The 21,360-nt window shown below is 62.6% G+C and carries 16 protein-coding genes and 1 pseudogene; 2 read left to right on the top strand and 15 right to left on the bottom strand.

The genetic code is table 11. The features are described 5' to 3' along the window. Positions 1-47 precede the first annotated feature (47 nt). Positions 48-497 (top strand): annotated as a pseudogene (locus HJB91_RS14350) (DsbA family oxidoreductase); the annotation flags it as partial. On the opposite strand, the gene HJB91_RS14345 reads toward HJB91_RS14350, so the two are convergent. Genes HJB91_RS14345 through HJB91_RS14335 form a run of 3 tightly spaced genes read right to left on the bottom strand, consistent with a single transcriptional unit; the run spans position 424 to position 4,703 of the window. Next, positions 424-882, bottom strand: coding sequence for an OsmC family protein (locus HJB91_RS14345; RefSeq protein WP_259672816.1), 459 nt, complete (start codon positions 880-882; stop codon positions 424-426). The pseudogene HJB91_RS14350 and the gene HJB91_RS14345 sit on opposite strands and share 74 nt — an antisense overlap. Positions 883-894: 12 nt before the next feature. After that, positions 895-4,401: a transcription-repair coupling factor gene (gene mfd, locus HJB91_RS14340; protein ID WP_221155059.1), complete on the bottom strand. Its 3,507-nt coding sequence runs from the start codon at positions 4,399-4,401 to the stop codon at positions 895-897. Then, on the bottom strand, positions 4,398-4,703 hold the full coding sequence (locus HJB91_RS14335; protein WP_210631381.1) for a succinate dehydrogenase assembly factor 2: 306 nt from the start codon (positions 4,701-4,703) through the stop codon (positions 4,398-4,400). Before HJB91_RS14335 ends, mfd begins: the two co-directional genes overlap by 4 nt. A gap of 92 nt (positions 4,704-4,795) precedes the next feature. Between HJB91_RS14335 and recG the strand changes: the two genes are divergently transcribed. Next, the gene (gene recG, locus HJB91_RS14330) at positions 4,796-6,901 is read left to right on the top strand and encodes an ATP-dependent DNA helicase RecG (RefSeq protein ID WP_210631382.1); all 2,106 of its coding nucleotides are present in this window, start codon (positions 4,796-4,798) and stop codon (positions 6,899-6,901) included. Here the strand turns inward: recG and HJB91_RS14325 are convergent. The 12 genes from HJB91_RS14325 to HJB91_RS14270 all read right to left on the bottom strand — a co-directional run bounded on the left by HJB91_RS14325 (position 6,898) and on the right by HJB91_RS14270 (position 21,328). Next, positions 6,898-7,605 carry a DUF502 domain-containing protein gene (locus HJB91_RS14325; protein WP_210631383.1) on the bottom strand — a complete coding sequence of 236 codons (708 nt, stop codon included), beginning with the start codon at positions 7,603-7,605 and terminating at the stop codon, positions 6,898-6,900. The two genes, recG and HJB91_RS14325, sit on opposite strands and share 4 nt — an antisense overlap. A 133-nt stretch (positions 7,606-7,738) precedes the next feature. Next, positions 7,739-9,565, bottom strand: coding sequence for a glutamine--fructose-6-phosphate transaminase (isomerizing) (gene glmS / locus HJB91_RS14320; protein WP_221155057.1), 1,827 nt, complete (start codon positions 9,563-9,565; stop codon positions 7,739-7,741). Between the two features lie 108 nt (positions 9,566-9,673). Further along, the gene (gene glmU / locus HJB91_RS14315) at positions 9,674-11,035 is read right to left on the bottom strand and encodes a bifunctional UDP-N-acetylglucosamine diphosphorylase/glucosamine-1-phosphate N-acetyltransferase GlmU (protein ID WP_221146599.1); all 1,362 of its coding nucleotides are present in this window, start codon (positions 11,033-11,035) and stop codon (positions 9,674-9,676) included. A gap of 83 nt (positions 11,036-11,118) precedes the next feature. After that, positions 11,119-11,895 carry a FadR/GntR family transcriptional regulator gene (locus HJB91_RS14310; protein WP_184456708.1) on the bottom strand — a complete coding sequence of 259 codons (777 nt, stop codon included), beginning with the start codon at positions 11,893-11,895 and terminating at the stop codon, positions 11,119-11,121. A gap of 14 nt (positions 11,896-11,909) precedes the next feature. Beyond that, positions 11,910-12,878, bottom strand: a complete 969-nt coding sequence (yjfF, locus tag HJB91_RS14305) for a galactofuranose ABC transporter, permease protein YjfF (RefSeq protein ID WP_011425356.1) — start codon at positions 12,876-12,878, stop codon at positions 11,910-11,912. Positions 12,879-12,883: 5 nt separating this feature from the next. Further along, positions 12,884-13,888 carry an ABC transporter permease gene (locus HJB91_RS14300; RefSeq protein ID WP_210631386.1) on the bottom strand — a complete coding sequence of 335 codons (1,005 nt, stop codon included), beginning with the start codon at positions 13,886-13,888 and terminating at the stop codon, positions 12,884-12,886. Next, positions 13,885-15,408 (bottom strand): galactofuranose ABC transporter, ATP-binding protein YtfR, encoded by a 1,524-nt coding sequence (gene ytfR, locus HJB91_RS14295; RefSeq protein WP_221146597.1) that lies wholly within the window; start codon positions 15,406-15,408, stop codon positions 13,885-13,887. Before ytfR ends, HJB91_RS14300 begins: the two co-directional genes overlap by 4 nt. Before the next feature lie 120 nt (positions 15,409-15,528). Continuing rightward, the gene (gene ytfQ, locus HJB91_RS14290) at positions 15,529-16,491 is read right to left on the bottom strand and encodes a galactofuranose ABC transporter, galactofuranose-binding protein YtfQ (protein WP_168296910.1); all 963 of its coding nucleotides are present in this window, start codon (positions 16,489-16,491) and stop codon (positions 15,529-15,531) included. Between the two features lie 144 nt (positions 16,492-16,635). Further along, entirely contained in the window at positions 16,636-17,712 is a 1,077-nt protein-coding gene (locus HJB91_RS14285) for a BMP family ABC transporter substrate-binding protein (RefSeq protein WP_221102539.1), read from the bottom strand. A gap of 55 nt (positions 17,713-17,767) precedes the next feature. Continuing rightward, positions 17,768-18,688, bottom strand: coding sequence for an ABC transporter permease (locus HJB91_RS14280; protein WP_221155055.1), 921 nt, complete (start codon positions 18,686-18,688; stop codon positions 17,768-17,770). After that, positions 18,685-19,770 carry an ABC transporter permease gene (locus HJB91_RS14275; protein WP_221155053.1) on the bottom strand — a complete coding sequence of 362 codons (1,086 nt, stop codon included), beginning with the start codon at positions 19,768-19,770 and terminating at the stop codon, positions 18,685-18,687. Before HJB91_RS14275 ends, HJB91_RS14280 begins: the two co-directional genes overlap by 4 nt. Beyond that, entirely contained in the window at positions 19,760-21,328 is a 1,569-nt protein-coding gene (locus HJB91_RS14270) for an ABC transporter ATP-binding protein (RefSeq protein WP_221155051.1), read from the bottom strand. Before HJB91_RS14270 ends, HJB91_RS14275 begins: the two co-directional genes overlap by 11 nt. Positions 21,329-21,360: the final 32 nt, after the last annotated feature.

The raw sequence follows: 21,360 nt of genomic DNA, 5'->3' as shown, positions 1-21,360 counted from the left end.
ACTTTGGCCCTATGTCTCTTCCGGAGACACACAGAAGGAACATCATCATGGAGCGCATCACCATCGACGTCGTCTCGGATGTCGTCTGCCCCTGGTGCTATCTCGGCAAGGCGCGGCTGGAGCTCGCCATCGCCGAAGTGCAGGACGAGATCGGCGTCGACATCAACTGGCGGCCGTACCGGCTCAATCCCGACTATCCCAAGGAAGGCGTCGACCAGAAGAAGGCGCTCGCTCAGAAGCTCGGCGGCGAGGAGCGCGTGGCGCAGGCGCACAAGATGCTCACCGACTACGGCCGCGAGGTCGGCATCGCCTTCGATTTCGAGGCGATCAACATCGGCCCGAACACGCTTGACGCCCACCGGCTGATCCACTGGGCGATGATCGAGGGCCGCGAGAAGCAGGACAAGGTGGTTACGGCGCTGTTCAAGGCGAATTTCGAGGAAGGCCGCAATGTCGGCGACCACGCGGTGCTGCTCGATATCGCCGAGAAAGCCGGCCGTCGAGCTCGCCGAGCGAAGGCTGCTTTTCGCCGCTGAAGACGACATGCGGCCTTAGCGTCACCACGGTCATGGCAAGACGGCCTTCGCTGTTCTTCTCCATGACGCCCTCGGCGGCATCGGTGTAGCTGTCGACGCAAAAGCCTTGCTTGGCAGCAATCGACAGGAACCAGAGCATGTGGCAGCTGGAGAGCGAGGCGACGAAAGCCTCCTCCGGATCGACCGCATCCTCGGCGGAATAGGGCAACGGAACCACATGCGAGGATGAGGACGCCCTCACCTCGATGCCGCCGTCGAAGGTCCAGCGATGGACGCGGCTGTAGCGGTTGTCGGTGAAGATCTCGCCGTTGCGCTGCCAGGCAATCCTCGCGGCATGTGTCGCCATAGCCGTCTCCCTCTATTGCTTGGCCATCTCGGCCAGTTGCGTCATGATGACTGCCGCGCCCTGCAAGCGCTTCTCAGGCGTCGGCAGGTCGCGGGTCAAGAACAGGCTGTGATCGGGACGAATCTTCGCCATCGTGCCCTGCCTGCCGATATAGCCGACGAGATTCGCCGGGTTCGGGAATTCCTTGTTGCGGAACTGCACGACCACGCCCTTCGGGCCGGCATCGAGCTTTTCGACATTGGCGGTGCGGCAGAGCGACTTGATGTAGACGATCTTCAGGAGATGCTGGACTTCGATCGGCATCGGCCCGAAGCGGTCGATCATCTCGGCGCCGAAGCCATCGATCTCCTTGAGGTCGGTGATTTCGCCGAGACGGCGGTAGAGCGCCATGCGCAGATGCAGGTCCGGCACGTAATTCTCGGGGATCATCACCGTGGTGCCGACCGAAATTTGCGGCGACCAGCCGGTATCGTGGATTTCGTCGACACCCTTGACCTCGGCGACCGCCTCTTCCAGCATCTGCTGATAGAGTTCGAAGCCGACCTCCTTGATGTGGCCTGACTGCTCCTCGCCGAGCAGGTTGCCTGCGCCGCGAATATCGAGGTCGTGGCTTGCGAGTTGAAAGCCGGCACCGAGCGTATCGAGCGACTGCAGCACCTTCAGCCGGCGCTCGGCCGTCGCCGTCAGCACCTTGTTGACCGGCAGGGTGAAGAGCGCGAAAGCGCGCACCTTCGAACGGCCGACACGGCCGCGCAGCTGATAGAGTTGCGCGAGGCCGAACATATCGGCGCGGTGGACGATCAGCGTATTGGCCGTGGGGACGTCGAGGCCGGATTCGACGATGGTGGTCGACAACAGCACGTCATAGCGGCCTTCATAGAAGGCGTTCATGATGTCTTCGAGTTCGCCGGCCGGCATCTGGCCATGGGCGACGGCGACCTTCAGCTCCGGCACGTCGGACTGCAGGAAGGCGTGCACATCCGCGAGATCGGCAAGCCTCGGGCAGACATAGAAGCTCTGGCCGCCGCGATAGTGCTCGCGCATCAATGTCTCGCGAATGACCAGGCTGTCGAACGGCGAGATGAAGGTGCGCACCGCCATGCGGTCGACAGGCGGCGTGGTGATGAGCGACAGTTCGCGCACCCCGGTCATGGCAAGCTGCAGTGTGCGCGGGATCGGCGTTGCCGACAGCGTCAGCACATGCACGTCGCTCTTCAGCTCCTTCAGCCGCTCCTTGTGCTTGACGCCGAAATGCTGTTCCTCGTCGATGACGAGCAGGCCGAGATTGGCGAATTTGATGCCGGCGCCAAGCAGCGCATGGGTGCCGACGACGATATCGGTCTTGCCCTCCGCGACTTCCTTCTTGGTCAGCGCCAGTTCTTTCGAGCCAACGAGGCGCGATGCCTGCTGAACGCGCACCGGCAGGCCGCGAAAACGCTCGGAAAAGGTTTTGAAATGCTGGCGGGCGAGCAACGTCGTCGGTACGACGACGGCGACCTGGACGCCGTTCATCGCCGCGACGAAGGCAGCGCGCAGGGCCACCTCGGTCTTGCCGAAACCGACATCGCCGCAGACGAGGCGGTCCATCGGCCGGCCGGCGCCGAGATCAGAGCGCACGGCGTCGATGGCGTTGTCCTGGTCTTCGGTCTCGTCATAGGGGAAGCGGGCGGCAAACTCGTCATACAGGCCATCCGGCGCCGTCAGAACAGGCGCATGACGCGTCAGGCGCTCGGCGGCGATGCGGATCAGCGCATCGGCCATGTCGAGCAGGCGCCGTTTGAGCTTGGCCTTGCGCATCTGCCAGGCGCCGCCGCCGAGCTTGTCGAGCTGGGCATCAGTGCCCTCGCCGCCGTAGCGCGAGAGAAGATCGATGTTTTCAACCGGCAGGAAGAGCTTGGCCTCGTCGGCATATTGCAGTTCGAGGCAGGCATGCGGGGCGCCCGCCGCTTCGATCGTCCGGAGGCCGATGAATCGGCCGATGCCATGTTCGGCGTGGACGACGATCGAACCTTCGTCGAGGCCGGCAACCTCGGCGATGAAATCGGCGGCGCGCTTGCGGCGCTTGGAGCGGCGAACCATGCGGTCGCCGAGAATATCCTGCTCGCCGATGACGACGAGCTCGCCCGCCTCGAAGCCGGATTCGAGATTGAGCACCGCAGCAGCGGCCTCGCCTTTCGCCAGCGAGCCGAGATCCTTCAGCGCCTCGACCGGCTTGACCTTTTCCAGCCCGTGTTCGTTCAGCACCTGCAGCAGGCGTTCCAGCGAGCCCTCGGTCCAGGCGGTGACGAGCACCTTCGCGCCGGCGGCGCGGCGGTCGGCTATATGCTTGACGACGACGTCGAAGATGTTGATGCGTTCGGCATCACCGCCGCCTTCGGCATTGGCGCGAGCCCAGCGCTGACCTTGGCGGGCTTCGACATTGATTACCCGCCTCGCCTCGCCCTCATGCTCGTTGAACGGGGTGATGCGGATCGCGCCGAGCGCGTCGAGCGTTTTGGCAAAAAGCTTGCTGTCGAGATAGAGCTGGCCCGGCGTCACCGGCTTGTAAGGCGTGCCCTGGGCCATCTGGCCCTTGGCCGGTTGGCCGGAATTCAGGCGGGCGTCGAAATAATCGAGGACGAGCTTGGAACGTTCCTCCGCCGCCTCGCGCACCGTATGGTCGGTAACGATGCGGAAGCCGCTGAGGTAATCGAAGACGGTATCGAGCTTCTCGTAGAAGAGCGGCAGCCAATGCTCCATGCCGGGATAGCGGCGGCCTTCGGAGACGGCGAGATAAAGCGCATCGTCACGCGTTGTCGCGCCGAAAGCGGAGAGATAGTTCTTGCGGAAGCGGCTGATCGTATCCGGGGTCAGCGTCACCTCGCTCATCGGGTTCAGATCGAGGGAACGCACCTGGCCCGTCGTGCGCTGGCTCGCCGGATCGAAGCTGCGGATACTCTCCAGCGTATCGCCGAAGAAATCGAGGCGCACCGGCTCTTCCGAACCCGGCACGAAGACGTCGAGAATGCCGCCGCGTACTGCGTATTCGCCCACTTCACGAACCGTTGCGACGCGATCGAAGCCATTGCGCTCCAGGCGCCCGGCAAGATCGTCCATGCGCAGCTGATTGCCGGGACGGGCCGAAAAACTCAGACTTTCGATGACATCCTGCGGCGCCACCTTCTGCAGCATGGCGTTGGCGGTGACGAGCACGATCGCGGCATGCGGCTTCTTGCGATGCGCGATGAGGCCGCCCAACGCGGCGAGCCGGCGGGCCGAGGTATCGGCGCTCGGCGAAACGCGGTCATAGGGCAGACAGTCCCAGGCCGGTAGGGTGAGAACCGGGATGTCGGGGGCGACGAAGCCGAGCATCTGTTCCAGATCGGCCATACGATGGCCGTCCGACATGACATAGGCGACGGGTTCTCCCGCTCGGGCAAGCTCGGCGAGCAGCAGCGGTTCGAGACCAGTAGGCACATTGCCGATCGTCAGCGGCTCGGCAATGGCCGCGAGCTTCTTCGCATCGAAACCAGGGATCATTCCGGCGTCCTGAGGGGCTTGTCGAAATCGGGCGTATAGGCGGCGAGGCGGGCAAACATCGGTGTCTGGAAACGCTCAGGCACCGGCCATGTTCCCATGATCCAGCGGACGAGATCATTGTCCTCTTCGGCCATGATCGTCTCGAGCTCGTCGAGTTCGGCTTCCGAAAGCGTCGCGATCTCGGCTTCGGCGAACTGGCCGAAGACCAGATCCATTTCGCGGATGCCGCGGTGCCAGCAGCGGAAGAGGATTCGGCGGCGGCGCGGGTCGAGACCGGCACTCGTGAGCGTGACACCTGTCATGGCATTACCTTCCTGTTGATGCGCCTCTATAGACCCTCGAAAGCGGCTTGTCAGCCTTGCCAAGGCCGCATTGTTCATCGCATTTTGGCCGCATGCGCCCCGCCATTCTCGATCCTCTGTTTTCTCCCGTTTCGGGCCTTCCGGGCGTCGGCCCGAAGATCGCCGAACTGCTGGTTAAGCTGCTCGGGCGCGAGACGGTGGAGGATTGCCGGGTCATCGATCTTCTGTTCCATGCGCCGTTCTCGCTGATCGACCGGCGCAACCAGCCGGGGATCGCCCGCGCGCCACAGGGTGCGATCGTCACGATCACCGCGCGCGTCGACCGACACCAGGTGCCACCGCGGGGCAAAAGCAATGTTCCCTACCGCGTTTTCCTGCATGACGAGACCGGCGAGTTGACGCTGGTCTTCTTCCGCGGCCAGGCGGCATGGCTGGAAAAGCAGCTACCCATCGATGCGGAGGTGACGGTCAGCGGCAAGATTGACTGGTTCAACGGCCGCGCCTCGATGGTGCATCCCGACTATATCGTCAAAGCGGAGGAGACGGAGAGCCTGCCGCTCGTCGAGCCGATCTATCCGCTGACGGCCGGGCTTTCGCCGAAAACGCTGCGAAAGATCATCGACACCGCCCTGCCGCGCTTTCCGGAGATGCCGGAATGGATCGACCTGACGCTGACGCAGAAGCAGGGCCTGCCGACGATCCGTGACAGTTTCCATATGCTGCACGAACCGCGCGATCCATTGGATGTCGATCCGCAGGCCCCTGCCCGAAGGCGGCTCGCCTATGATGAATTTCTGGCCGGCCAGCTGTCGCTCAGCCTGGTGCGCCAGAGGCTGCGCAAAGTGGCGGGCCAGCCGGTGCATGCGACCGGTGCGGTCAGCAGCAAGATCGTGAAGGCGTTGCCCTTCTCGCTCACGTCAAGCCAGAACGATGCGATCGCCGAGATTCTGAACGACATGGCCGGTCACGAGCGCATGCTGCGGCTGTTGCAGGGCGATGTCGGCTCCGGCAAGACGCTGGTGGGGCTGATGGCGATGGCGGCGGTGATCGAGAGCGGCGGCCAGGCGGTGCTGATGGCGCCGACGGAAATCCTGGCGCGGCAGCACCACGCGACCATCTCGAAATTCGCCGCCTCTGCCGGACTCGACATCGAGGTGCTGACCGGGCGCACCAAGGGACGCGAACGGGAGGAAATCCTGGAGCGCATCGCCTCCGGCGCGGCGCAGATCATCATCGGCACACATGCGCTGTTTCAGGAGAGCGTCAGTTACGCAAACCTGATGCTCGCCGTCGTCGACGAGCAGCACCGTTTCGGCGTTCACCAGCGCCTGCGGCTGACGGCAAAGGGCATCTCGCCGCATATGCTTGTGATGACGGCGACGCCGATCCCGCGCACTCTGGTTCTCGCCGCCTTCGGCGACATGGATGTTTCCAAACTCACCGAGAAGCCCGCCGGCCGCAAGCCGATCCAGACGATCACCGTGCCGATGGAGCGGACCGGCGAAATCGTCGGACGGCTGCGGAGCGCGATCGCTGAAGGTAAGAAGGCCTATTGGATTTGCCCGCTGGTCGAAGAATCCGAAGAGCTCGACCTGATGTCGGCAGAGGAGCGGCATGCGACGCTCGTCTCCTCGCTCGGCCCCGATATCGGCCTCATCCATGGCCGTATGAGCGGCGCGGAGAAGGATGCGGCGATGATGGCCTTCAAGAATGGCGAGACCCGTCTTCTCGTCGCCACCACCGTCGTCGAGGTCGGCGTCGACGTGCCGGATGCGACGATCATGGTGATCGAACATGCAGAGCGTTTCGGCCTGGCGCAGCTGCATCAGCTGCGCGGCCGTGTCGGGCGCGGCGACGAGGCCTCGACCTGCATCCTGCTCTATAAGGGACCGCTCGGCGAAACCGGCCATGCCAGGCTGTCGATCATGCGCGAGACGGAGGATGGTTTCCGTATTGCCGAGGAAGACTTGAAACTGCGCGGCGAAGGCGAATTGCTCGGCACCCGCCAATCCGGCACGCCGGGCTTCCGCATTGCCAGCCTCGAGGCGCATGCCGACCTGCTCGAGATCGCCCGCAAGGATGCGGCCTATCTGATCGAGCGCGATCCGGAACTAACCAGCGAAAGAGGACAGGCGATCCGCACCCTGCTCTATCTGTTCCGGCGCGACGAGGCGATCCGATTCCTGAGGGCCGGTTAATCGGCTTTCGAAACCGCCACCGGCTTCGGCCGCGGCAAATGCTTCTGCTTCGGCTCGGACGGTCTATGCTCGGGAGCCACGAGGCCGCCTGATATCAGGTACTTGGCGGCGTCTTCCGGGCTCATATCGAGCATGACGATCTTTTCGCGCGGCACGAAAATGAGGAAACCGGCCGTCGGCACCGGCGTCGGCGGCAGGAAGACGGCCACCATATCCTGACCCATGGCGTTAAACTTCGAGGCAATCTCGCCCTTGGCGTCGGTGGCGACGAAGACCAGCGCCCAAAGGCCGGGACCCGGATACTCGATGAGGCCGACCTTCTTGAAGGAGTTCGACTGTTCTTTCAGCACCGTTTCGAAAATCTGCTTCACGCTTCTGTAGATCGTGCGCACCAACGGCATGCGATGGACGATCGATTCGCCGAACCGGACGATGCTCTGGCCAATCAGGTTCTTGCCGAGAAAGCCGACGACGGTGATCAGCACGACGGCAATCAGCAAGCCGAAGCCGGGAATGGCGAAGTTGAGATAGCTTTCCGGGTTCCAGCGCGCCGGAATATAGGGCCTGACCCAGCTGTCCGACCAATGGATGAAGGTCCAGGTCAACCAGATGGTGATGGCGATCGGCGCGCAGATGATCAGCCCTGCTAGAAAATTGTTCCGCAACCGGGTCGCGACAGGCATTCTGGGGGCATTGTCGGTCATCTCTACTGATGAACTCCATCTCAGTCCTGGACGGGCCGGAACTCCGGCCCTTCCCCCTCGTCCATATGGTAAAATTGCCAGAATTCCAGGCGCCGCACAATATGTTTCGGCGCCAAGATCCGACCTTGCCGGCTTATTCCACAGTCACGGATTTTGCCAGATTGCGGGGCTGATCGACGTCGGTGCCCATGAACACGGCGGTGTGATAGGCGAGCAGCTGGATCGGCAGCGAGAAGATCATCGGCGCGATGATTTCGTCGACGACAGGCAGGATGATCGTCGCCATGGTCGGCAGTTTTGAGGCCGCCGCACCCGCCTCGTCGGTGATAAAGATGATGCGGCCGCCGCGGGCTGCGACCTCCTGCATGTTCGAGACCGTCTTTTCGAAGAAGCGGTCGTAGGGGGCGATGACGATGACAGGCATGTTCTCATCGATCAGCGCGATCGGCCCGTGCTTCAGTTCGCCGGCAGCATAGCCTTCGGCGTGGATATAGGAAATTTCCTTGAGCTTCAGCGCGCCCTCCATGGCGAGCGGGAAGCTGGTGCCGCGGCCGAGATAGAGCACATCCCTGCATTTCGACAGTTCGCGCGACAGGCTTTCCATCTGCGGCTGGATCAGGTTCAGCACCCGGCTCATGATGCGCGGCATCTCGGCGAGATGGCGCACCAGCGCCCTCTCCTCCTCGGCGCTCACCGTGCCGCGCGCCTTGCCGGCGCCGATCGCCAGCGACGCCAGCACGGCAAGCTGGCAGGTGAAGGCCTTGGTCGAGGCGACGCCGATCTCGGGCCCGGCCATGATCGGGAAGACGGCGTCAGATTCGCGGGCGATCGTCGATTCGCGGACATTGACGACGGCGCCGATCTTCAACCCGTTGTCGCGGCAATAACGCAGCGATGCCAGCGTATCGGCGGTTTCGCCGGACTGGGAGATGAAGAGTGCGGCCTGCGATGGCGAGAGCGGCATTTCGCGGTAGCGGAATTCGGAGGCGACGTCGATCTCAACGGGCAGTCGGGCATAACGCTCGAACCAGTATTTGCCGACAAGGCCGGCGAGATAGGCGGTGCCGCAGGCCGAGATCGCCAAGCCGCTCGCCGCCTTGAAATCGATTACGGCGGCATTGGCGCCGATCGTGTTCTCGGCAAAATCCACGTAATGGCTGAGCGCGTGTGAGATCACCTCCGGCTGCTCGTAGATTTCCTTTTCCATGAAATGGCGGTGATTGCCCTTGTCGACGACATAGGCGGTCGCCTGCGAGATCTGGCGGGCGCGTTTGACCGGCTTTCCGGCAAAATCGAGCACGGCGACGCCTTCCCGCGTGATAACGGCGCAATCGCCATCGGCCAGATAGGTGATCTCGTTGGTGAAGGGCGAAAGCGCGATCGCGTCCGAGCCGAGGAACATCTCGCCGCGGCCATAGCCGACGGCAAGCGGCGGGCCGGAACGGGCGGCCATGATCGTGCCGGGATCGGCTTTGAGCATCACGGCCAGCGCATAGGCACCGGTTACCCGGTTCAGCATCTTCAGCATGGCAGCGCGCGGCTCCAGGCCTTCGCGCAGAGATTTCGCCATCAGTTGCGCGACGACCTCGGTATCGGTCTGGGTTACAAAGACCGCGCCCGCTTCGCTCAATTCGTCGCGAAGCTCGGAGAAATTCTCGATGATGCCGTTATGAACGACGGCGACGCCTTCGACGAAATGCGGATGGGCATTTGTCTCGTTCGGCACGCCGTGGGTTGCCCAGCGCGTATGGGCAATACCGACCGTGCCGGGCAGCGGTTCGACGTCGAGGCGCTTTTCCAGGTTGAAGAGCTTGCCCTCGGCGCGGCGGCGATCCATCACCCCCTCGTGGATGGTGGCGACACCGGCAGAATCATAACCGCGATATTCCAAACGCTTCAGCGCATCGACCAGGCGCCCGGCAACAGGCTGAGTTCCGACGATCCCCACAATACCGCACATGCAATATCCCCATAAGCCTCTGATAATGAGGCCACTCCTAACGGTTTCCGCTTATTTCTCAATGGCCTCGACGGTCACTTTCAATTTCCGCCGGTTACGCAAAGCTGCTCAAGCCTTCGCCTTCTTGGCCGCCTTGATGGCGAGCGCGCGCTCGCGCAACAGCGTCGCGCGGCCGGGCTTGATTTCCTGACGAGCGCGTCCGAGCGCCAGCGCATCGGCTGGGACGTTGACGGTGATGACGCTACCGGAGGCGATATAGGCGCCGTCGCCGATCGTCACCGGCGCGACCAGCGAGGAATTGGAGCCGATGAAGGCGTTTTCGCCGATCACCGTCTCGCTCTTGTTGACCCCGTCATAATTGCAGGTGATCGTACCGGCGCCGATGTTGCTGCCGGCGCCGACAACCGCATCGCCGATATAAGTGAGATGGTTGACCTTGGCGCCCTCGCCGATCCGGCCGTTCTTGACCTCGCAGAAATTGCCGACCTTCGATCCCATGGCGAGATCGGCACCCGGCCGCAGCCGCGCAAAGGGGCCGACGGTCGCGCCTTCACTGACATGCGCGCCTTCGATATGCGAGAAGGCATGAATGATGGCGCCGCTGTTGATCACCGCGCCGGGGCCGAAGACGACGTTCGGCTCGATCAACGCATCCTGGCCGATGACAGTGTCGTAGGAGAGGAACACCGTTTCCGGCGCAATCATCGTAACGCCTGACAGCATCATTTCGCGCCGGCGACGTTCCTGCCAGAAGCGTTCGATGACGGCGAGTTCGGCACGGTTGTTGCAGCCGGTCATCTCGATTTCAGGCGCGTCGACGGCGGTGACGCGGCCGCCGAGCGAACGGGCGATCTCGACGAGATCGGTCAGATAGAATTCGCCCTTGGCATTGGCATTGCCGATGCGCGAGAGCAGGTCGAGTGCCTTGCGGCCGTTGATCGCCATTAGTCCGCTGTTGCACCATGTCACAGTGCGTTCGGCGTCGGTGGCGTCCTTCTCCTCCCGGATGGCGATGAGTTCGCCGTCCTTGACGAGCAGGCGGCCATAGCCGGTCGGTCTGTCGGTATGGAAACCGATGACGACCACGTCGCTGCCTTCCGCGAGTCCCTGACGGGCGGCCTTGAGCGGCCCCTCGGTCTGCAGCGGCACGTCACCATAGGTAACGAGGATATCGTCATAGCCCTTGGCGATGGCCTCGCGCGCTGCCAGCACCGCATGGCCGGTGCCGAGGCGCTGCTGCTGCAGATAGGCTTCGATCCCGACGCCGTCGATGCTTGCGGCCTTTGCCACCTCCTCGGCGTTGCGGCCGACGACGAGGGCGACGGAGGAGATGCCGGCGGAGGAGACCGCCTCGACGACATGGGCGATCATCGGACGGCCGGCGACCGGATGCAGCACTTTCGATTTTGAGGATTTCATCCGCGTGCTGTCACCGGCGGCAAGGATGACGGCAAGACAAGTACGTTCCATGATCTGCTCCGCGAATCCGCGCGATGAGGCGGCTTTTCTGCCTCATACTGCATAATTCCTGAAATCGGAAATCGATTTCAGGACTAGATTGCGGGCGAAATCGGTCCCAGGACGACAGGAGAGCCGTGGGCCGCGAAAGCTTCGTGCACGTGATCGCGGCCGTCGACGATGACGACTTCCATCGCACGCCGCGCCGCGGCGCTGTCGCCGGAAACGATGGCATCGACGATGCGCATATGGGTATCGGCGATATTGGCGAACCCGTTTTCGGAGGGCGGCGTGCTGATGCGGAACATGCCGACCAGAGCCGCTTCGATGAGGCTGCCGAGGGTGCGCATGAAGGGATTGTGCGAGGCTTCGGCGATCGCCAGGTGAAAGCGCAGGTCGGCGAGCGCCAGGCTGTCGGCCGTATGCCCGCTCGCCGCCATTTCCTGCGCCAGTTCGCGAAGCGTCTCGATCTCTTCGGCGCTGGCCCGCTCGGCGACCAGACCGGCGGCGAAGGGTTCGACGGCAAGGCGGATATCGTAAAGCTGCAGCAGGAATTCTTCCGTCACACCATTATCGAAGTGCCAGGCGATGATTTCGCTGTCGAACATGTTCCAGAGGTTCTTCTCGGTCACCCGCGTGCCGACCCGCGCCTTGGCGACGACCATGCCCTTGGCGGCGAGCGTCTTCATCGTTTCACGCAAGACTGTGCGCGATACCTTGAAGCGCTGCGCCAGTTCCGTATCGCCCGGCAGGATCGAACCGACCGGATAGGTGCCGGCGACGATCGCCTTGCCGAGCTCGTCGACCACCTGTGCATGGCTCGTCCGGGTTCGGCGCCCCGTCTTGCGTGTCTCGATGAATTTGTTGCGCAAGCGAGCCGCCCCCCTCAGGCATACCTCTTGTTCAGGCTGGAAAGGAACAGGATCGCCTTCTGCATCAGAATGAATGCAAACAGCAGCAGGCCGATCAGAATCTTCGTCCACCAGCTCGACAGCGTGCCGTCGAAGGTGATGTAGGTCTGAATGAGCCCCTGGATCAGAATCCCGATCAAGGTTCCCGCCACGAAGCCCGCTCCTCCGGTCAGCAGCGTCCCCCCAATGACCACTGCAGCGATGGCGTCAAGTTCGACGCCGACTGCAGCAAGAGAATATCCGGCAGATGTGTACAGCGAAAAAACGATTCCGGATAGACCGGCGAGAAAACCCGACAGCGCATAGATCTGGATCGTGGTGCGGCCGACCGGCACGCCCATCAGCCGCGCCGTCTGCGGCCCGCCGCCGAGCGCGTAGACGTTGGTGCCGAAGCGGGTACGGTGGGCGATGAAGATGCCGGCGGCAAAGACCAGAAGCATGACGGCGCCGATCAGCGTCAGCCGTCCGCCTCCGGGCAGCCGCCAATAGAGGCTCGTCAGCGTCGAATAATAGTCGTGGTTGATCGGAATGCTGTCGATCGACAGCACGAAGGCGATACCGCGCGCCAGGAACATGCCGGCGAGCGTGACGATGAAAGCCGGCATTTCGAGGTAATGGATGATCGCGCCCATGATGGCGCCGAAGGCGGTGGTGATGACAAGCACCAGCGCGAAGGCAAGCAGCGGATGGATCGAGGTGTTCTGCAGGATCACCGCGAGGAAGACGCCGGTGAAGGCGATGATCGAACCGATCGACAGATCGATGCCACCGGAGATGATAACGAAGGTCATGCCGACGGCGGCAATGCCGAGAAAGGCATTATCCGTCAGAAGATTGCCGATGACGCGCGTCGACAGCATGTTCGGATATTGCAGCGTGCAGCCGGCATAGGCGAGCACGAAGATGACGATGGTCGCGAGCAGCGGCAGATATTTGGAGTTCATTTCGGCTACTCCCTTCCGCCCTGCCGGCGGCTGGCGAAGATGGCGAACGATTGCACCGCCGGCGACTGAATGACGAGGATCACGATGATGATGACCGCCTTGATGATCAGGTTGAACTCGGGCGGGAATCCGGAAGACAGGATGCCGGTATTCACAGCCTGGATGATCATCGCGCCGATCAGCGACCCGACAATACTGAATCTTCCGCCGAGCAGCGAATTGCCGCCGACGACGACGGCGAGGATAGCATCAAGCTCCAGCCAGAGACCGGCGTTGTTGGCATCGGCGCCCTTGATGTCGGCCGCGACGATAATGCCCGCGATCGAGGCGCAAAGCCCGCTCAGCATATAGACCGCCATCAGCAGCACCGGCGTTTGAATGCCGGAGAGCGTGCTGGCGCGGCGGTTGATGCCGACGGCCTCGAGCAGCATGCCGAGCGCGGTGCGGCGAACGAGCAGGATGACGAGCAGGCCGACGAGCAGCCAGATGACAACCGGCATCGGCAGGAGCGCCATCGAGCCGCTGCCGAAGAAGATCAGGCCGTCATCGTTGAATGTCAGGATCGCGCCTTCTGTGATGAGCTGGGCGATGCCGCGGCCGGCGACCATCAGCACCAGTGTGGCGATGATCGGCTGGATGTTGAGGATCGCCACCAGGAAACCATTCCAGACGCCGCAGGCAAGCCCGATCGTCAGTGTCAGGAGAATTGTGTAAGCGACTGAATTTCCGGACACGATCGACGATGCAGCGACGGCGCCGCAAATGGCGATGACCGCGCCGACGGAAAGGTCGATGCCCTTGGTGGCAATCACCAGTGTCATGCCGATCGCCAACAAAGCCACCGGCGCGCCGCGATTGAGCACATCGATCAGGCTGCCATACAGGCGACCGTTTTGAACAACGACATTAAAAAACTGCGGCGACGTTATGAAATTCAACAGAAGAATGACAACGAGCGCGATCAGTTGCGGCGCCAGGCGATAGGCCAGCGCATTGCGAGAGGACTTCATGCATCCTCCTTCTTGTGCTCGGCGGCGGCGATGGCATCGACAATGCCGGCTGCGGTGATGCGCTCGCCCGTCAATTCGGCGATATGCTGCCTGTCGCGAAGCACGATGACACGTGAACTATAGGCGACAAGCTCTTCAAGTTCCGAGGAAATTACGATCAATGACATGCCTTCGGCGCAGAGCTGTTCGATGAGCCGGATGATCTCGGCATGGGCGCCGACATCGATGCCGCGGGTCGGCTCGTCGAGGATGAGAAATTTGGGATTGGTCGCCAGCCAGCGGGCAAGGATCGCCTTCTGCTGATTGCCGCCGGAAAGCAGACGGATCGGCTTTTCGCGGTCGGTGGTGCGGATGTCGAGCGCCTTGATGTAGCGGTCGGCGAGCGCATTCTGCTCGGCGCGCGACAGAGGCCGGGTCCAGCCGCGGCGGGCCTGCAGCGCCAGCGCGATATTTTCCCGGATCGACAGGTCGCCGACGATGCCATCGGTCTTGCGATCCTCGGGGCAGAAGCCGAAACCCTTCTCGATTGCAGCGCGCGGGCTGGAAAGGGTGACGGGCTGGCCGTCGATCGTCGCGCTGCCGCTGTCGGCATGTTCGACGCCGAACAACAATTCGGCGGTTTCGGTGCGCCCGGAGCCGAGCAGCCCGGCTACGCCGACCACCTCGCCGGCGCGGACATCGAGATCAAAGGGCTTGACCTTGCCGCGTTTGCCGTAGCCGGAAAAGCGATACCGGACCTCGCCGGCTGCAATGCTGCGCTCCCCGACCGCCTCTTCAGCCTGGGCGAGTTCGCGGCCGAGCATCATGGCGATCAGGCCCTGGCGCGGCAGTTCGGCGGCGTCGCGGGTGCCGACGAGCTTGCCGTTGCGCAGCACGGTGATGCGATCGCTGATCGCATAGACCTGCTCGAGGAAATGGGTGATGAAGACGATGCCGAGCCCGCGTTTCTTCAGGTCCCCGATGATGCGGAAGAGCAGCGCCACTTCCTGGTTGTCGAGGCTCGCCGTCGGCTCGTCCAATATCAGCACCTTGCCGGAGAGATCGACGGCGCGGGCGATGGCGACGACCTGCTGGACGGCGACGGAGAAACGTCCGAGTTCGGCGGTGACGTCAATATCGATGCCGTAGCCGGCAAGCAGTTCGCGCGCCTTGCGGTTCATCGCGCGCACGTCGGTCATGCCGAAACGCCTCGGCTGGCGTCCGAGAAAGAGGTTTTCGGCGACACTCAGATTGGCGAGGAGGTTGACCTCCTGATAGACGGTGCCGATACCCAGCTTCTGGGCGGCGAGCGTATTGGCCGGATTGATTTCCTCGCCATCGAGCATCAGGCTGCCGCCATCGCGATGATAGGCGCCCGTGATGCACTTGATCAGCGTCGATTTGCCGGCGCCGTTTTCGCCGAGAAGCGCATGGACCTCACCGCGGCGTAGCGTGAAATCAACCTTGTCCAAGGCGACAGCGCCGGGAAAAAACTTGGATATGGCCGAGGCTGCGAGAATATTCTCGTTATTGTGAACCATGAGGGCTGCTGTGTCCTGATATTTGCGCCGTGCGCCCGCACCAAGACCGGGCTGACGCCCGATCCGGCACCGGCAGTTCCGCACCGGCCCATTATGAGCCAGTGCGGTTCCAGGTTCAAATCAGTAGCCCTGGCCCTTCTTCTCTTCGTAGACCTTCATCGGCTCGTCGGCAGGCGTGTAGAGCTTGGACTCGGTCTGGATCCACTTCGGCGGGGCCTTCTTGTCCTTCAGATAGGCTTCGAGGGCATCGAAGGCGGGGCCGGCCATGTTCGGCGTCAGCTCGACGGTGGCATTGGACTCGCCTTCGGACATCGCCTTGAAGATATCCGGAACGGCGTCGATGGAGACGACGAGGATATCCTTGCCGGGCTTCAGGCCGGCTTCCTTGATCGCCTGGATGGCGCCGACAGCCATGTCGTCGTTATGAGCATAGAGAGCGCAGATATCCTTGCCGCCATTCTCGGCCTTCAGGAAGCTTTCCATGACTTCCTTGCCCTTGGTGCGAGTGAAGTCACCGGTCTGGCTGCGAACGATCTTGAGGTTGTCATGGCCGGCGAGAGCCTCTTCGAAGCCCTTCTTGCGGGCGATCGCCGGCGACGAACCGGTTGTGCCCTGCAGTTCGACGACGTTGCACTTCTTGTCGCCGACGGTCTTCACCAGGAAGTCGCCTGCGACCTTGCCTTCGTGAACGAGATCCGACGTAACGGCCGTCAGGTACAGATCGTCCGGAGCCTTGATGGTGCGGTCGAGAAGGATGACCGGGATCTTGGCTTCCTTGGCTTCCTTCAGAACGTCGTCCCAGCCGGTTTCAACAACCGGAGCGATCAGAATGGCATCAACGCCCTGAGCAATGAAGGAGCGCAAAGCCTTGATCTGATTTTCCTGCTTCTGCTGCGCATCGGCAAACTTCAGATCGATGCCGCGCTTCTTGGCCTGTTCCTTGGTGACGGTGGTTTCAGCCGCACGCCAGCCCGATTCCGAGCCGATCTGCGAGAAGCCAACGGTCAAGCCGCCGGCCGAAGCCGAACCGAACATGCAGGCAGCCAAAATCGTGGCACTCAAAAGTGCAGTCTTCAATTTCATGATATCCTCCCAATGCCGCTCCTTCGCGGCGCAGGGTCAAAAAATCATATAGTATTACTTTTGTAAATCGCTTTTTTTAACGTTACAGAAGAAAAAAAGGGCGCCCGCCAGGACGCCCTTGAAAGTTGCAGAAAGCCTGCGGAATTATTGCGCCGGCAGCTTGTCGTCGACGCCTTCGACATAGAAGTTCATGCCGAGCAGCGTGGCGTCATCTGCCTTCTCGCCGGCCTTCAGCCAGGGCGTGCCGTCCTGCTTGTTGATCGGGCCGGTGAAGGGATGCAGCTCGCCCGACTTGATCTTGGCTTCGGTTTCCTCGGCCATCTTCTTCACGTCGTCAGGCATGTTGGTGTAGGGCGCCATCTTCAGGATGCCGTCTTTCAGGCCGTCCCAGCTCTGTTCGGACTTCCAGGTGCCGTCCAGGAGCGCGTGAACACGTTTGGAGTAGTAGGCGCCCCAGGTGTCGACGATCGCCGTCAGCTGCGCCTTCGGGCCGGCTGCGATCATGTCGGACGCCTGACCGAAGGCATGGATACCGCGTTCTTCGGCAACCTGCATCGGCGCTGTCGTATCGGTGTGCTGCGTCAAGACGTCGACCCCCTGGTCGACCATCGCCTTGGCCGCATCGGCTTCCTTGCCGGGGTCGAACCAGGTATTGACCCAGATGACCTTCAGCTTGAAGCTGGGGTCGACCGACTTGGCGCCCTGCTCGAAGGAGTTGATGCCCATGACCACTTCGGGGATCGGGAAGGAGGCGATGTAGGCGGCGCCGTGATTCTTCGAGGTCTTGGCGGCGATCTGGCCGAGGATATAGCGGCCTTCATAGAATCGCGAGTTGTAAGTCGCGAGATTCGGGCCGGTCTTGTAGCCGGTGCCATGCTCGAACTTGACCTTCGGGAACTTGGCGGCGACCTTCACCGTCGCATCCATGAAGCCGAAGGACGTCGTGAAGATCAGCTTGCAGCCGGACCGGGCCAGACGCTCGATGGCGCGCTCGGCGTCCGGGCCTTCCGGCACGTTCTCGAGATAAGGCGTTTCGATCTTGTCGCCGAATTCGGCCTGGACCTGCTGGCGGCCGAGATCGTGGGCCTGCGAATAGCCGCCATCGGTGTGCGAACCGACATAGACGAAGCAGACCTTCGTCTTGTCCGCGGCCTGAGCGGCGGAGGAAATGCCGATCACGGCAGCAGCCGAGGCGGCGAGTGCGAATGCGAACTTCTTCATGGTTACCCCTGTTGGTTTGAAGTTATTCCGGAAACCCGTCTTTGATCTTGTTGCTTTATCGCTCCGGCACGAAGGCTTTTCCGAGCGACGCGGGCGTGTTGATCAACGTCGTGCGCCGATTATGGGAAATGATGATGAGAACCACAATAGTCGCGGCATAGGGCAGCATCGAAAGGAACTGCGCGGGTATCCCGAGACCGAAGGCCTGTGCGTGCAGCTGCAATATGGTCACCGCGCCGAAGAGATAACCGCCGGCAAAAACCCGCCATGGACGCCAGGAGGCGAAAACGACAAGCGCCAGGGTGATCCAGCCGCGGCCGGCCGACATGTTCTCCGCCCATTGCGGCGTGTAGACGAGCGAGAGCTGCGCGCCGGCAAGACCGGCGCAGGCGCCACCGAACATCACCGCAAAATAGCGCGTGCGGATGACACCGATGCCGAGCGCATGGGCCGACATATGACTGTCGCCGATCGCTCTCAGTTTCAGCCCGGCCCGGCTGCGGAACAGGAACCAGCTGACGCCGATCACAAGCGCAATCGACAGGTAGAAGATCAGATCCTGCCTGAACAGAACATGGCCGATAACAGGAATATCCGACAGGACGGGAATGACGATCTCTTCGAGGCGAATGCCGGGAACGCTGACATAGGGCTCACCGAGCATGCCGGATGCGCCGAGGCCGAGAAGGGTAAGCGCCAGTCCCGTCGCCACCTGGTTGGCCACCAGCGTCAGCGTCAGGAAGGCGAACAGCAGCGAGAACAGCGCACCCGCCACTATGCCGCAGATGATCCCGACATAGGGCGAGCCCGACGCTTGCGCGCCGGCAAAAGCGGCGACCGCGCCCATGATCATCATGCCTTCAACGCCGAGATTGAGAACGCCGGAGCGTTCCGCTACCAGTTCGCCGAGCGCGGCGATGACGAGCGGCGTCGAGGCAGTGATGACGGTCAGCAGAATGGCTTCAAAAATACTCATGCCGCACCGCTCCTCAGCCGCGACCAGACGATACGGACTTTGTAGTAGATCAGTGTATCGCAGGAGAGCACGAAAAAGAGCAGCAGCCCCTGGAAGACGCGGGTGACCTTGTCGGAGACGCCGAGCGACAGCTGCGCCGCCTCGCCGCCGAGATAGGTCAGCGCCAGCACCAGGCCGGACGCGATGATGCCGAGCGGATTGAGCCGGCCGAGGAAGGCGACAATGATGGCGGTGAAGCCGTAGCCCGGAGAGATCGCCGGCTGCAGATGGCCGATTGAGCCGGAGACCTCTGATATCCCGGCAAGGCCGGCAAGCGCGCCCGAGAACAGAAAGCTGAACCAGATCATCTTCTTCGATGAGAAGCCGGCAAAGCGCCCTGCCCGCTCCGACTGGCCGAGCACCACGATCTGGAAACCTTTCAGCGTATAACGCAGCATGAACCAGACGCCGATCGCCGCGATGATGGCGAAGATGAAGGCCCAATGGGCCCGGCCCGATTCCTCCCAGATCGCCGGCAGCACCGCTTCCGGCGCGAAATCCCGCGACACCGGGAAGTTGAAGCCCTGCGGATCGCGCCAGGCGCCGCGCACCAGCCAATCGAGGAAGAGCTGGGCGATATAGACCAGCATCAGCGATGTCAGGATCTCATTGGTGTTGAAATGGGCCTTCAACAGCGCCGGAATGGCGGCAAAAAGCGCGCCACCAAGCGCTCCGAGCAGCAGCATCAGCGGCAGGACGAGCGGCGAATGCCAGTCGTAAAAGACAATCGGCAGGTAGGAGCCGGTGATGGCGCCAATGGTGAACTGCCCCTCGGCGCCGATATTCCAGTTGTTCGAGCGGTAGCTGACGGCAAGGCCAACGGCGATCAGGATCAGCGGTGCTGCCTTGATCGCCAGCTCGTGCAGCGACCAGACCTCGAGTAGCGGCTCGACGAAGAATGCATCGAGCGCCTCGACGGGGTTTTTGCCGAGCATAGCGAACATGACGGCGCCGAGGGCGAGCGTCAGGGCAAGGGCCAGGAGCGGCGAGACGAAGGCGAAGAGCTTCGAGACGTCGGGACGTTTTTCCAGTTCAATGCGCATGGGCAGTCTCCGCGGCCGAGCTGCCTTCATGCAGGCCGCCCATCAGCAGGCCGATCTTTTCGCGGGTGAGTTCGCCGGCCGGATAGGGCCGGGAAACGCGCCCCTCGGAGATGACAGCGATATCGGTTGCCACTTCGAAGATTTCGTCGAGGTCCTGGCTGATGACGACGACGGCGGAGCCGGCCTTTGCAAGATCGACCAGCGCCTGGCGAATGCGGCTTGCGGCCCCCGCATCGACGCCCCAGGTCGGCTGGTTGACGACGAGGACGGCCGGCTGGCGGTCGAGCTCGCGGCCGACGATGAATTTCTGCAGATTGCCGCCGGAGAGCGAACCGGCGGCGGGATCGTCACCGCTCTTGCGGACATCCATTGCTTCGGAAATGCGCCGCGCCGCAGATTTTACCGCGCCCTGCCTGATGATGCCGAGCACGCCCAGAAAGGCCTTGCGATCCGACTGGCTGCGGGCCAGCACCAGATTGTCGGACAGCTTCATGGCGGAAACGGCGGCGTGCCCGTGCCGCTCCTCCGGCACGAAACCGGCGCCGAGCAGGCGACGGGCGGTAATGCCCTGAGTGCCCACCGGCTTCTTGCGGATGATGATCGCTTCGGCTGAGGCAACCGGATATTCACCGGACAGCGCGTCGAACAGCTCGCTCTGGCCGTTGCCAGCGACGCCGGCAATCGCGAGGATTTCGCCCGATCGCACCGTCATGGAGACATCGCGCAGCGGCATGGCAAAAGGCGTGCGCGCGGAAACCGACAGGTTGGTAACGGCAAGCTGCACCTCGCCCCTGTCGCTGCGCTCGGGATGGGTGACGGTCGCCACCTCGCTGCCGACCATCATGCGGGCGAGCGAGGCCGGCGTTTCCTGCCTGGGATCACAGGCGCCGGTCACCCGGCCATGGCGCAGCACGGTGGCGCGATCGCAGATGCGCTGCACCTCCTCCAGACGATGGCTGATATAAAGAACCGAACGGCCCTCGGCGCGCAACTTGAACAGCGTCTCGAACAGCCTGTCGGCCTCTTGCGGCGTCAGCACCGAGGTCGGCTCGTCGAGAATGATGAGCTTCGGGTTCTGCAGTAGCGCGCGGACGATCTCGATGCGCTGGCGCTCGCCGACGGAGAGATCGGCGACATGGGCATGCGGATCGAGCGGCAGGCCGTAGGCGAGCGACAGCGCCCTCGCCTCCTCGGCGATCCGATCGATCGGAATGGCGTCATCGAGCGACAGCGCGATGTTTTCGGCCACTGTCAGGGCCTCGAACAGCGAGAAATGCTGAAAAACCATGCCGATGCCCTGCTTGCGGGCTTCGCCCGGAGAGGCGATGACGACAGGGCTTCCTTCCCACAGGATCTGCCCGTGCGTCGGCTCCAGCACGCCGAACAGCATCTTGACCAATGTGGATTTGCCTGCGCCATTTTCGCCGAGAAGCGCATGAATCTCGCCCGGCGCAATGTCGAGATCGATGTCAATGCAGGCGGCAAAGCCACCGAAAAACTTCGTCAGCTTCTGGACGGACAACAACGCACCGGGATCCGGCACATTCAATGCAGACACGTTCCCCTCATTTCTTCTGCCGACCGGTCCGT

The sequence above is a fragment of the Rhizobium sp. NLR10b genome (assembly GCF_019685435.1).
Classification (GTDB): Bacteria; Pseudomonadota; Alphaproteobacteria; order Rhizobiales; family Rhizobiaceae; genus Rhizobium.
This window is presented reverse-complemented; position numbering and strand designations above follow the sequence as displayed.

Coding starts and splice junctions, on each gene's coding strand:
- HJB91_RS14345 (WP_259672816.1), bottom strand. CDS start 882: ATGGCGACACATGCCGCGAGGATTGCCTGGCAGCGCAACGGCGAGATC.
- mfd (WP_221155059.1), bottom strand. CDS start 4,401: ATGATCCCTGGTTTCGATGCGAAGAAGCTCGCGGCCATTGCCGAGCCG.
- HJB91_RS14335 (WP_210631381.1), bottom strand. CDS start 4,703: ATGACAGGTGTCACGCTCACGAGTGCCGGTCTCGACCCGCGCCGCCGC.
- recG (WP_210631382.1), top strand. CDS start 4,796: ATGCGCCCCGCCATTCTCGATCCTCTGTTTTCTCCCGTTTCGGGCCTT.
- HJB91_RS14325 (WP_210631383.1), bottom strand. CDS start 7,605: ATGACCGACAATGCCCCCAGAATGCCTGTCGCGACCCGGTTGCGGAAC.
- glmS (WP_221155057.1), bottom strand. CDS start 9,565: ATGTGCGGTATTGTGGGGATCGTCGGAACTCAGCCTGTTGCCGGGCGC.
- glmU (WP_221146599.1), bottom strand. CDS start 11,035: ATGGAACGTACTTGTCTTGCCGTCATCCTTGCCGCCGGTGACAGCACG.
- yjfF (WP_011425356.1), bottom strand. CDS start 12,878: ATGAACTCCAAATATCTGCCGCTGCTCGCGACCATCGTCATCTTCGTG.
- HJB91_RS14300 (WP_210631386.1), bottom strand. CDS start 13,888: ATGAAGTCCTCTCGCAATGCGCTGGCCTATCGCCTGGCGCCGCAACTG.
- ytfR (WP_221146597.1), bottom strand. CDS start 15,408: ATGGTTCACAATAACGAGAATATTCTCGCAGCCTCGGCCATATCCAAG.
- ytfQ (WP_168296910.1), bottom strand. CDS start 16,491: ATGAAATTGAAGACTGCACTTTTGAGTGCCACGATTTTGGCTGCCTGC.
- HJB91_RS14285 (WP_221102539.1), bottom strand. CDS start 17,712: ATGAAGAAGTTCGCATTCGCACTCGCCGCCTCGGCTGCTGCCGTGATC.
- HJB91_RS14280 (WP_221155055.1), bottom strand. CDS start 18,688: ATGAGTATTTTTGAAGCCATTCTGCTGACCGTCATCACTGCCTCGACG.
- HJB91_RS14275 (WP_221155053.1), bottom strand. CDS start 19,770: ATGCGCATTGAACTGGAAAAACGTCCCGACGTCTCGAAGCTCTTCGCC.